Genomic DNA, 12887 nt, shown 5'->3' with positions numbered 1-12887 from the left:
TGTCAGCTTTTTTCTATTATAGGTGTTATACTAAAACCTTTTCATATGCTTGTTGATATTTTTGAATATCACCTGCACCCATAAACACTAAGACTGCAGAATCATGCTCCTTAAGAACAGTAGTATCCTCTTCATTAATCAAATGAGAATTATCAATTTTATTCAGTAAATGATCGATTGAAAGTTTTCCTACATTTTCTCTTGCAGAACCAAATATATCACATAAGTAGATATGATCGGCTCTTTGTAAACTTTCAGCAAATTCACCTAAAAATGATTGTGTTCTCGTAAAAGTATGAGGCTGGAATACAGCTACAATTTCACGATCTGGATATTTCTGTCTTGCTGCATCTATTGTTGCATTAATTTCAGTTGGATGATGTGCATAATCATCAATCAAAATTTGATCACCGATTTTTTTCTCATTAAAACGGCGTTTAACACCTTCAAATGTTTGCAATCTTTGCTGAATAATTTCTACATCGATATCTTCATAATGACATAATGCAATAACAGATAAAGCGTTTAACACACTATGATCACCATATGAGGTAATCTTAAAGTTCGCGTAAAAAGTGTTTCGAACAAAAACATCAAAGGAAGTTCCTTCAGTAGACTTCACAACATTTCTAGCTTGAAAATCATTTTCATCACCAAAGCCATAGTATACTACTGGGACCTTGGCTTGGATTTGTTGAAGTTGCTCGTCATCTCCACAAGCAATAATACCTTTTTTTACTTTTAATGCCATTTCTTGAAATGCACTAAAAACATCTTCTATGTTTGTAAAATAATCCGGATGATCAAAATCGATATTTGTCATAATTGCGTAATCCGGGTTATACGAGAGAAAATGTCTGCGATATTCACAAGCTTCAAAAACAAAATATTTGCTATTAGGTACACCACTGCCTGTTCCATCACCTATTAAAAACGAACTAGGCTCCGCACCTTTTATCACATGTGATAGCAATCCTGTTGTAGAAGTTTTCCCATGAACACCAGTTATTGCCACACTCGTATATCTTTGAATAAAGTCGCCAAGAAAACGGTGATAACGAATAACAGGCAGCCCTAAATTAACTGCTTCAACAATCTCTTCATGTGTATCCGCATAGGCATTTCCTGCGATAATGGTTAACCCTTCTTTAATATTTTCTTTGGCAAAGGGTAATATTTTAATGTTACGTGCTTCAAGGGCTTTTTCTGTAAATACATGTTTCTCTATATCTGATCCTTGAACTTCATAATTCATATCGTGTAAAATTTGTGCTAAGGCACTCATACCAGTACCCTTAATTCCAACAAAATGATAAACAGTCATAATTAGAACCTCCAACAAACGTCTATCTGATGACAGTATATGACGCTCATCTTGATTTGCAACTCATCTATATCAATCCACAAAAATTAGCTAATTGCTTCAGAATATATACATATGTAATCAGCTTACGAAAATATATTATATCATCAGCTTTACATAAAGACCATGAAAATCCTTCGATTACCATGGTTAAATCTTATACCCAAGTATATTTTATGGAATATTTCTTTAAAAATGTACGCCAGTTTTCTTCAGATTTCTCAATATCTTTTAAAAGCCTGCTAATAACCTCTTTATCCCTTTGTACATATACCTCACTAATACATAATAGCTGGTCATAGATCGGAATCGTTCGAATAAAAATATTTTCTTTCTCTTTCATATCTCTACTCTTATTTAGTAATTTAATATTTATTTCAACTACTTCTTTTGTAAGTAATTTCTCTGCATGTATATGATCATTATCTACTTTTATTACTCTAAATGGTTCAAGTACACAAGCCATAAAAAGGGCATGAATAACCGAATGTAAAGGATGTAACTTACTAGCTTGCGAACTCACATAAGACTGATAAATTGTTAAACCTTTTAATGTTAAATAATCAAACGTAAACCAATCACGAAAAAGCAATTCCTGATCATCCGTAAATTCAATAGTCTTAATACTATTTTTATTTCGGAAAATATGCTTAGCCTTTACTTTTTCGCGAATATTTACTTTTCGATTAACAAAATAGTGCAGTTCGCCAATATGCTGAGCTGCAAAAGTGATCAAACGATCTTCCTTTTCCTGACGAATTAATTTTAAATCAACTATTTTATCCATGCAATGAAACTAACCTCTACTTTTTCTCGTATCATACCATTTCTTTAAAGCTCTGTTAATTACTTTACAATTTTTGCTTTAAAAATTGTTTTTTTATTATTGATAGTATTTTTAAGTAGTACTATTTAAAAAGTACTGCTCTCCTGTATCGCGTCTAAATCTTCTTCGGAAATAAGAATATCTCTTGGTTTACTTCCACGGTTTTCTGATACAATACCTTGCTCTTCCATCATGTCAATTAACCTGGCTGCACGATTATAACCAACTCGAAAACGTCTTTGAAGACTTGATGTGGAGGCTCCACCTTGATTCACGACAAACTCACACGCCTCAACAAATAACTCATCTTCTTCAGATTGAATTGTTGCCTTTTTCACTAACTCATCTTGATGAAATAGGTAGTCTGGCTTAGCTTGTAGTTTAACATGTTTTACAACTCTTTCAATTTCTTCATCAGAAACAAAGGTTCCTTGGAGTCTCACAGCTTTAGAAGAGCCGTTTTCTAAAAATAGCATATCGCCCTTTCCTAATAGTTTTTCAGCTCCACTAACATCAATAATTGTCCTTGAGTCTACCTGTGAAGAAACAGAAAAGGCGATTCTAGTTGGGATATTCGCCTTAATTAAACCAGTGATAACATCTACAGATGGACGCTGTGTTGCAACAATTAAGTGAATTCCACATGCACGAGCCTTTTGGGCAATACGACAAATTGATTCTTCTACATCATTAGGTGCAACCATCATTAAATCTGCTAATTCATCGATAATAATAACTAAGTATGGAAGATGTTCACCTTGCTTATGTTCTTTAACAAGCTGGTTATATCTCGTGATTTCTCTTGTTCCAGAATGAGCAAATAATTCATAACGTCTTTCCATTTCTTCAACCGCCCATTTCAATGCGGCTGTTGCAGCTTTTACATCTGTTATAACAGGACTAACTAAATGTGGTATATCATTATATGGTGCCAATTCAACCATCTTTGGATCAATTAACATGAGCTTAACATCATGTGGTGCTGCTTTATAGAGTAAGCTAATTAGAATTGTATTAATACATACACTCTTACCTGAGCCTGTAGCACCTGCAATTAATCCATGAGGCATTTTCTTAAGATCAGTAACTGCCGGCTGTCCAGAAATATCTAAACCTAGAACAGCATTCATTGGAGAAGGATTATTTCGGAATTCTTGACTTCTTAAAATTTCACGCAGATAAACCATCTTACTTACTTTGTTAGGCACTTCAATTCCTATTGTATTTTTGCCTGGTATTGGAGCTTCGATTCTTATATCTTTTGCAGACAAGCTTAATTTGATGTCATCACTTAGATTTGTTACTTTACTCACTTTTACTCCTGGCTCAGGATGTACTTCAAATCGAGTAACTGCCGGACCCTGTGTTACATTTACTACACTTGCCCGCACATTAAAGTTTGTTAACGTAAGATCTAGTAATTCTTTTTGTGATTCAAGCCATGTATTATCTTCTGTTAGTTCTTGTGTCGGAACATTCAAGTAAGAAAGTAAGGGAAATTGATAGCTGTCTTCGTTTTTTTCCTTACCATGAATCCGTTGTTTATCTCTTCCTAGCATCATTACATTAAAAGGATGTGAGCTTTTTCTACTTTCCTTCTGTTGTGGAATAGCTTGTTTATGTTCGACTTTAACTTCATTCGACTGATCCTGAATGTCATTAGCTTCTTTTTCTTTATTAGATTCAGCTAATTTATATTCCTCAAAAGACACTGAATTCGTATGACTACTTTCAATTTCTTGATGTTTAACCACATCATCTTCAGTATCAAAGCTAGGTAATTGAGATTCAGATAATAAGTTTTCATTAATAAGCTGATCACCAATTGGTTGAACATCAGGTTTAAGAAGTAGCTGAAGAACCTCCTCCTCAACATCTTCATTTGTTTCACTATTTATTGATGTATCGTTATTCTCATCGTCGAAGAGCTCTATACTACGTTCTTCTAAGGTGTAATTGTTATCTCTAATATTAGATTCAGTATGTTCAGTGTCCACTATTTCTGTTTCACTTTGATGTGAACTTTCTTGTAACTCTTTATTTTTTGAAGAAGAACTGATCTCAAACTCTGCTTCAACATGTCTATCTTCCATAACAGCTTCATCTTGTCTATTGAATAAGTGAACTTTTTCCTCATTCGCTTTTTCCGTTACGATTCGAGAGGAATTGGGATACCTGATATGATCTGTTTGAAACCCGTATATCGGAGATGGTGTTGACGTCGGGTGGAAAGGCTTTTTCATCTTCTCAACAACAGATTTCTTTTCTTCAAATGAAGATTCAGAATAATCAAAGGTTGGTGTAGCTTGCTGCTTTTGGGCTGTTTGTTGAGTTTGGCTCTGATTACGAACAGTCCGCTTAGGTCTTTCATCTCTCTCTTTTTTTGTATATGTTTCATCTGGAATAACGGGAAATTTAAAATTACCTTTTGGATATTGGTAAGATACTCTAGCTTCAGCTTTTTGATGATCATTTGATTGTCCTGCAGTCATATTTCGTTCATTAAAAACATTTTTTACATTAAGTTGCTCATCATTCTTTAAATCATCAACTGTTCTATTAAATTCTTTTTCATCATCACCTAAAAAGAAGGTTACTAGTTTTTTGACCCAATTCATCTTAATCACTCTTTCACATAATTAAAAATCGTTGTATATACTACGAATCTGTTAAACCTTATTGAAATTAAATACCCAGCTCAGAAACATACAACGAGTTTCCGTACTTTCAATTATTACTCTAATAAATCAGAGCTCATCTTCGTAGAACCGATTTTCACTTTCGAATTTCAATTTATATATCCTAATAGAACATATAATCCTGCTTACTATTGTATCAATAAATGTCATGTTTTGTAGATAAGAAAAAAATCTACTGTTATTTTTTATTAGTCAATTAAAAAACTGTCCGTGTTCATAACTAACTAGTACACGCTTGAGATCACTAGCAACAGGTAAAATAGAAAAAAGAGGATAGCTCACTAATGCACATGTATGAGCTACCTCTTTTATTTTCACTAAACTTATTAATAAAAAGCTAACAGAAAAATTCCTGCTATAATATACCATTCGTTATTGACCCTTTTCTTGTTGGGGTTCAGGTCGTAAAAGGATCTATTGGTTAGTGTGTGGTTTATTTTTACCTAATATAAAAATAGGCTCAAGCTTCTTTTCTTCATATAAAAATGATAAAGCCGTAATTGGAATTGTTCCACTTGCAAAGAAACTCATAGTTAACTGAGCTAATATATCATAACCAGTGTCATTTCTTATATCAACTATGAGAAGTACATCTTGATGTGGTACAGCTACAGCCATTTGACCTTCAATTTTCTCTTCAAAAGATTGCAGAAGGCTTTCATTTAAAATTCTACTTGCATCATATCCATCATTTGCATTAAGGAAATAAAAAACGTTACCTGCTACAACATCTTCTTTAACACTTGTCTTTAATGATCTAACATTAAATAAGGCAATTTCTTTAAGTTGTTCCTTAGTCCAACCTTCTTTTTCTATCATTTTCTCATCGATTAAACGATATGTTTTTCCAAGGTCCAGTGCATAATAAATTCTTGTTTCCGCTGTATGCTCACTATAAAACAATTTAATTCCTTCATTGCTTTCTGATGGAAAGGATGTTGAACGAATAACAGGATAAACCGATCTTTCTTTCCCTGTTATCTCCTGCTCCTCATTCATAACAGTAAGTGCTTCTTTTACATAATACACAACCTCATCAATTGCTTGTTCCTTTGTATTTTCCCATTTTGCTATGATTCTTGGTAAAGTTAATGTAACACCTTTATTTGACTGAGAATCCTCAACTCTTAAGGTATCTTTTTCACGATCATAATTGAATTGCCATTCGGGTTTATTTAGCTTTTCCTTAAGCATCTCTACTAACTTTCTAGAAGTCATCTTCAATTTTTCTTTTCCTCCTCTTTAGAAAAGCAAAAGCGCCTTGCACATCACCATACAAACTAAAGGAGCATCAATTGCTGCTGAAGCTAGACACTATTACAGAATTATACTTTCAAATCTTACTAGCAAGGTGCTTAACACCTCTTTATCAATGACATATATGAATTATTTGTTTTTATAAATCAGTTGTTTTTTTATTTGGCTATGTTAAAGGTTAATGTTGATTTTTAGCACATTGTTGATTGGAGGTGAATATATGAGACTCCTGCTTAGAGAAGCGTGTCAAAGGGAGACCCCTCAGGCGCGCAGCTTATGAGGAGGCTCCCGGACCGCCCGCGGAAAGCGAATGCCTGTAACGGAAATCAACAACAAAGTTTAACAGAGGCTTTTATTTAATTGTGAATCGAATCAATAAATTCTTGAATTTGTTCCTTTGTTTTTCTATCTTTATTAACAAATCGACCAGTTTCTTTTCCATCATTAAATGCAACAAAGCTAGGAATTCCATAAACATCTAGTTCTTGACAAAGCTCAATATATTCATCACGATCAACATAGTAGAATGTAAAATCAGTATTTTCCTGTTCTAGTTCTGGTAAAACTGGTTCTATGATTCGGCAATCAGGACACCAATCAGCTGAAAACATTAAAATAGTATTCTTCTCCTGTATAACATTCTTATATTCTTCAATTGACTGTAATTTCTTCATATTATTTCCCTCCACATTAGCTTGATTACTAAGGTTAAATTATTTGTTCATTATATCTGTATTGGTTGAGGCTATTATCATTATAGTGTATATGATTGCCGATCCTGTTTCCAGTTAACCAACTTGAGAGATATATGAAGGAGCATAGGTTATTAGTATAGAAGCTCTGGTTAATCTTTATGGTTGATTTCCGTTACATGCATCTAAAATCAATAGTAAGCTTTAACATATTCAATATAAAATAAAAGTGGATAACACAAAAGCAAAAGTAAGCTCCTTTTGAGTCATCCACTTTAACCTATTTTTTCACTGAATTCACAATTTCCATCATATTTTGTGCATCTTCTTCAATGTCACTTTTATTGGTTTCTGTTGTCAACTTAGTACCACCGATACCTACAGTAATCTCATACTGATTTTTCTCTACCTCATCTACAAACAAATAACCAAATTTTTCCTCGTTTTCAAATGTTTTTAAAATTAAAGGATTTTTATATTGTTTTGACAAGGCTTCATATGAAACTTGGCTATTCACTTTTTCCTTTAAATTCACAAATAAAATATAGCTTTGTTTTCCTTGTTCAAGTATTACATTATATTTATTAGTTTCTTTTATTTCAAATTTCTCCGGAACATAATATGAAAAAAGTTTTGTTTCTTTATTGGGTTTCTTAGGTTTTTCTTCAAAAGCAATTTTTGCCTGATTGATCGTTGTTTTTGATAAATCTTCATCAGAGATATTACAGCTTGTTAAAGTGAGAATTAAAAAAAAACTAAAACATAAGGTAAATAATTTATTCACACCAATCCCCCTCAAAAACTGATAAATGAAAAGATAGGTTCAAAGGCTCTTTAGCTGCCATTGACCTAAATATGCGATGATTACATTGCTTTATAGCCTAAAGATACTATCTTTCTTTATAAAAAGATCTTACATTAGGTATTGTTTATTGAAAAAAGATTCACGAAAATACTTATTAAAAAGTAGCATTATTTAGTTAACCAAAAAAGAACCTATTTAATAATAACCTTTTTCATAAAAAAGTGACAAGAAAAAGTAGAGTAACCTATCACAATAATGGGTGAAAAATATGTTAATATTGAGTAATATTGATCTAGGAGGGATTTTATGGAATTTATTGTTTATCTAGCAGGAGAAATACATTCAAACTGGAGAGATCAAATAAAACAAGAAGCATCTAGCAAACAACTTCCATTTCATTTTGTAGGACCGATGGAAAACCACGATTTGTCTGACTCTATTGGTGAAAATATACTTGGCAAACAGCCTAACTCTATTATCAAGGATGATATGGCTTCAGGAATTAATAATTTCAGAACAAGTGTACTTATGAATAAAGCAGATATCGTAATTGCTTTATTTGGTAAAGAATACAAACAGTGGAATACTGCAATGGATGCAAGCACAGCAATCTCCTTAAATAAGCCACTTATTATCATTCGACCTGAACAACTCCACCATCCATTAAAGGAACTATCAAACAAAGCTAATGTAACGGTTGAAAATGTAGAACAAGCACTTGCTGTACTTTCGTATCTAGTTGAATAAAAATAACACAAGACGCCCGCCTATCGGCTCGCTCGTGGGCGTCTTGTGCTAGGCACTAAAACTAAATAAATAATTAATACTTTCTTAGTTAGGAGCTAATCAAAAGATAATAGGAAACTTTTCCTTCTCATAAAACGTTGCAAACATACAAAATAGAAATACAAAGTGTTCACCTGTCATATTTTCATCAACCTCAAATAAATTAAAAAAGGCCTCCAAGCTATCTTGATTAAATCCTTCGATTTTTTCTAAATTAATCTTCATGTATTCTACTTTTTCAAAAACTCTTTCATTCCCATATTCCTGAAATATATCTTTTATTTGATTTTTATTCACAGTATAAAATCACTCCTTTTCCTAAAAATTCGAACAAATATATCTTATTCATTGTTAATAGGATGTGATTGATGGTTTTGACTAAATAGAGAAAAACTTCAGTCCACTCTTCACAGTTTAATGAATAACATTGCTCATTTTAAAAAAAGGCAGGGGTGTTTCTATCATTTTAAGCACTAATTCAATTCTACCTTCTTATACTATAGAAAAATGTTGCTTGTATTTATAAACCTATCAGTTTTGCATGTTTATTTGAATACAGCAATCAAGGAGGAATAATTTTAATGAGTAAAAAAACAACTGATGTGTTCAAATTACTAAAGCAGATTGGATTTAAACTAGAACATACTTTAAACACATCTATTAAAGATAATCTTAATAATGAAGATATTGCTATGGCAATGAATTCAGGTGGTAAAGTGATTGCTCAAATTAGTGAGGCGATTCAAGAATATGTGGAAGAAGTATCTTCACAGCTTAACCTTCCAACGAAGAAAGATATCGGAAGACTAGGTAAGTTAATTGTCCAATCAGAGGATAAGTTAGATGATATTGAGGATGAAATTAAAGAAGCGATACATCTACTTAGAGAACTTAAAACGGAAATTGATAAAAAAGCAATCCATGCAACCAAGTATATAAAGCCAGCTTGTCATAAAGGCAAAAAACAATGGAAAAATAAACATGTATATCTAAATAAACATGTTTGTAAAAAAATTGATAAACTAAAAGATTCAGTAATTGATATCACGTCAAAGCACTCAATCTGTTCAAAACTAAAGGATAGCCATTCTAATTCTAACATGGCAAATATAAAGCAAGAACTACTAGATCAACTATTACAACCAACAACAAATGTGGACTTTAATGAAGTAAATAATCTTCTTACTAAACTTCTTCAAGAAAAAATAAGAAATAGTGGAAGTAAAAATGGGTAAGTCTGACCTCGGTCATCAATATAATCTTGATCAAGAAATGAAGAGATGGCAGGGATTTTTCAAAGCAATAGCAAACCCAGAAATTGAAGTAGGTTTAACGCCCAGAAGTGCTGTTTGGAAAAAGAATAAAGCAACCTTGTGGTATTATCCCTCGCCAAATAAAAAATACAGTATCCCATTATTTCTCGTTTATTCGTTAGTAAATCAGCCCTATATTTTAGATATGGCTCCTGGCAATAGTATGATTGAAAGCTTCACAACGAATGGTTTTGATGTGTATTTACTTGATTTTGGTATACCGGGCTATGAAGATCAGGATATAACAGCAAGCGACTATGTTGTTAACTATATTCAAAAAGGGGTCAAAAGGGCACTTCGTCACTCTAATGCAAAAGAAATAACCATTATTGGATATTGTCTTGGTGGAACACTTGCTACAATGTATGCAGCCATTGCTGAGGAACCTATTAAAAATTTAATTTTATCTGTCTCTCCAGTTGATTTTGAAACTGCTCCCTATTTTGATAAGCTCGCACAAGCTACTAAGGAGGGGCACTTGGATATTACTAGCTTACTAGAAACAACTGGAATTATTCCAGCAAAAATGATCAAATGGGCAATGAGAATGGTTACAAGTCCTATTTATTTCACACCTTACCTTTCCTTACTAAATAAAGCATATGATGACGAATACGTTGACAAATGGAAACGTCTAAATAAGTGGACATCTGAACATATTCCTTTTACAGGAGCTGCTATGAAAGAACTCATCAATGAATTAGGAAAAGAAAATAAGTTAATAAATGGTGAGCTATATATTCATGATAAAAAAGCAGATCTAAAAAATATACATGCAAATCTGCTTGTTATCTCCACAGACTTAGATCAGCTTGTCGTAAAAGAGCAAAATATTCGCGTAATTGACTTTGTTTCAAGTAATGATAAAACATTTTCTCTTGTAAATGGAGGACATACTACACTCGCAACTGATAAGGGATTACCTTCTTTTTTATCCGAGTGGCTGCCCCAACGATCTGATCCTTTATAAGTGTCACCTTAAAGGAAATATAATGGCTTGGCTTTGTTAAAACCTTAACATAGCCAGGCTTATTGACGTTCCTGATCATTGCTGCTCACCTGTGACTATGTTCAATCTTTTACATGTCTTTTTTACGTCTTACAAACCAGTGATTACACTTTTCCGACCATCCTGACTTACTTATCGACCATGTTCTCTGCTTTGCACGCCGTTTGTTCTTTTCCAAACCACTCATTACACTTTGCAGACCATTCTAACATCATTGTCGACCATGCCCTCTCTTTTGCATGCCGAATTCCCTTTCTTACAATCCCGTAAAATAAAAAACCCCCTTTCTCATTGACTTTTTTTAAGAAGGGGGTGTTAATAGCTATCTATTTTTGTATAAATATTGACCAATTAATAAAGTCGATAACTCAGAAAACATTTGTGTACGATCAACTAAACCATTAGTAAAGATACCGATTGCTCCTTCATTTTGGCGAACATTATGCTTTTTTACATAGCTATCCATTACATCACCTAACTCTTGACCAGCAAAAACTTGATCTCCTATTTCATTTGGAATAATAATTCTTGCTCCACCAGCTACAACAGGCTGCAAGCTATTATCAACAAGTGCACCCCAATTGCATAAAAAGTAACCAACTTCAGTTTTCACAAGACCACCCTCTAAGCCGACACCTATATTCGCTTTCTCTGCTTCACGTGCATTTCTAGCACGATTAATTGCGCCTAACATCGTTTCTTCGTCAGATAGTGGCTGATCAGAAACGTTTGAAGAAACATTTACAGAGATAAACTCACCTTTAACATATTGGAAAAATGCATTTGTAACTGCATTGATTTTGGTTGGGTTCTTCGTTCCAATTGCTATAATCAAATTTCCTACTCCAATCAGACTCTATTATCAAATGCTAATACTTGCTATTTTGTAAAAAAATCAATTAAGAATTATCCTTGATCGTTTTCACTGTTGTTGCATCACAAGATCTTACAAGACGAACCAATAGCTCTTTTGCTGCAGCATAATCCTCAACATGCATGATTGAGCCAGATGTATGTATATAGCGAGATGTAACACCAATCACGATTGATGGCACACCTTGATTAGAAACATGTACTCTTCCTGCATCTGTACCACCCTGTGAAACAAAATATTGGTATGGAATATTATGTGTCTCAGCTAAATCAAGGACGAATTCTCTTAACCCTCGATGAGTTACCATCGATCTATCTAGAATTCTAAGTACTGCACCTTTTCCTAAATGCCCAAATTCTTTTTTATCTCCATTCATATCATTAGCAGGTCCTGCATCTAATGCAAAAAACAGATCAGGATTGATTAAATTTGCAGCTGTTTGAGCTCCTCGTAGACCTACCTCTTCTTGCACAGTTGCTCCAGAATAGAGAGTATGTGGTAACGTTTCACCCTTTAATTCCTTTAATAATTCAATTGCTAATCCACAGCCATAACGATTATCCCATGCTTTTGCTAATATCTTCTTCGGATTAGCTAGAGGTGTAAAATCACATACAGGTACTATTTGTTGACCTGGCTTTATACCTATTTCTTTAGCATTCTCTTTATCATCTGCACCAATATCAATTAACATATTTTTTATTTCCATTGGCTTTGAACGTTGACTTTCACTTAACAGATGGGGTGGAATTGAACCAATTACACCAATAACTGGACCATTATCTGTAATAATTTGTACTCTTTGAGCTAATAAAACCTGGCTCCACCAGCCACCAAGTGGTTGAAAGCGTAGCATTCCATTATCAGTTATCGCAGTAACCATAAAACCTACTTCATCCATATGTCCTGCTACCATAATTGTTGGATCTCCTGTGTTACCTCGCCTTACGCCAAAGATACTTCCGAGTTTATCCTGGACGATTTCATCTGACAGCTGCGCAAGCTCTTGCTTCATAAAATTCCTTACTTGATGCTCATTACCAGGTGCACCTGGTAATTCAGTTAATGTTTTAAACATGTCTAACGTTTCTTTATTCATATTAACCCTCATTTCAAATATGTATATTAGGTAAGATCTTATATAAACTACTTTCTAGCTTTGCTAACATTGGAATGCAATTGATTTATCTGAACATGATATAATGTAAACTGTAAAAATATACGCATTAACACAATCCTGTATAAATTTTATACGATGACCGA

The 12887-nt window shown here is 33.3% G+C and carries 12 protein-coding genes; 3 read left to right on the top strand and 9 right to left on the bottom strand.

The annotated features are described in order from the left end of the window. Window positions 1-25: 25 nt before the first annotated feature. The 6 genes from murC to JOC75_RS20450 form a co-directional block, all read right to left on the bottom strand. Entirely contained in the window at window positions 26-1324 is a 1299-nt protein-coding gene (gene murC / locus JOC75_RS20475) for a UDP-N-acetylmuramate--L-alanine ligase (protein ID WP_146949347.1), read from the bottom strand. Window positions 1325-1520: 196 nt separating this feature from the next. Next, complete coding sequence (locus tag JOC75_RS20470) at window positions 1521-2150, bottom strand: hypothetical protein (RefSeq protein WP_204955825.1); 630 nt, start codon at window positions 2148-2150, stop codon at window positions 1521-1523. Window positions 2151-2275: 125 nt separating this feature from the next. Continuing rightward, on the bottom strand, window positions 2276-4807 hold the full coding sequence (locus JOC75_RS20465) for a DNA translocase FtsK (protein ID WP_204955824.1): 2532 nt from the start codon (window positions 4805-4807) through the stop codon (window positions 2276-2278). A 495-nt stretch (window positions 4808-5302) separates the two neighbouring features. Continuing rightward, window positions 5303-6112, bottom strand: a complete 810-nt coding sequence (locus JOC75_RS20460) for a DUF1444 domain-containing protein (RefSeq protein WP_239589600.1) — start codon at window positions 6110-6112, stop codon at window positions 5303-5305. Between the two features lie 389 nt (window positions 6113-6501). Further along, a complete protein-coding gene (locus tag JOC75_RS20455; protein ID WP_204955823.1) occupies window positions 6502-6819 on the bottom strand; it encodes a thioredoxin family protein in 318 nt (105 codons plus the stop codon). Window positions 6820-7117: 298 nt separating this feature from the next. Beyond that, complete coding sequence (locus JOC75_RS20450; RefSeq protein ID WP_204955822.1) at window positions 7118-7621, bottom strand: hypothetical protein; 504 nt, start codon at window positions 7619-7621, stop codon at window positions 7118-7120. Between the two features lie 327 nt (window positions 7622-7948). Between JOC75_RS20450 and JOC75_RS20445 the strand changes: the two genes are divergently transcribed. Then, complete coding sequence (locus tag JOC75_RS20445; RefSeq protein WP_204955821.1) at window positions 7949-8389, top strand: YtoQ family protein; 441 nt, start codon at window positions 7949-7951, stop codon at window positions 8387-8389. A 99-nt stretch (window positions 8390-8488) separates the two neighbouring features. On the opposite strand, the gene JOC75_RS20440 is transcribed toward JOC75_RS20445, so the two are convergent. After that, window positions 8489-8725 carry a hypothetical protein gene (locus JOC75_RS20440; protein WP_204955820.1) on the bottom strand — a complete coding sequence of 79 codons (237 nt, stop codon included), beginning with the start codon at window positions 8723-8725 and terminating at the stop codon, window positions 8489-8491. Between the two features lie 284 nt (window positions 8726-9009). Here JOC75_RS20440 and JOC75_RS20435 point away from each other — a divergent pair, with 284 nt between their 5' ends. Further along, window positions 9010-9663 (top strand): magnesium transporter CorA family protein, encoded by a 654-nt coding sequence (locus JOC75_RS20435; protein ID WP_204955819.1) that lies wholly within the window; start codon window positions 9010-9012, stop codon window positions 9661-9663. Next, window positions 9656-10711 (top strand): alpha/beta fold hydrolase, encoded by a 1056-nt coding sequence (locus JOC75_RS20430; protein ID WP_204955818.1) that lies wholly within the window; start codon window positions 9656-9658, stop codon window positions 10709-10711. Before JOC75_RS20435 ends, JOC75_RS20430 begins: the two co-directional genes overlap by 8 nt. A gap of 361 nt (window positions 10712-11072) precedes the next feature. Here JOC75_RS20430 and JOC75_RS20425 read toward each other — a convergent pair whose 3' ends face one another. Next, window positions 11073-11585, bottom strand: coding sequence for a DUF84 family protein (locus tag JOC75_RS20425; protein ID WP_204955817.1), 513 nt, complete (start codon window positions 11583-11585; stop codon window positions 11073-11075). A 64-nt stretch (window positions 11586-11649) separates the two neighbouring features. Next, window positions 11650-12723: a M42 family metallopeptidase gene (locus tag JOC75_RS20420; protein ID WP_204955816.1), complete on the bottom strand. Its 1074-nt coding sequence runs from the start codon at window positions 12721-12723 to the stop codon at window positions 11650-11652. Window positions 12724-12887: the final 164 nt, after the last annotated feature.

The organism is Metabacillus crassostreae, from assembly GCF_016908395.1.
GTDB classification, from domain to species: domain Bacteria; phylum Bacillota; class Bacilli; order Bacillales; family Bacillaceae; genus Metabacillus; species Metabacillus crassostreae.
This window is presented reverse-complemented; position numbering and strand designations above follow the sequence as displayed.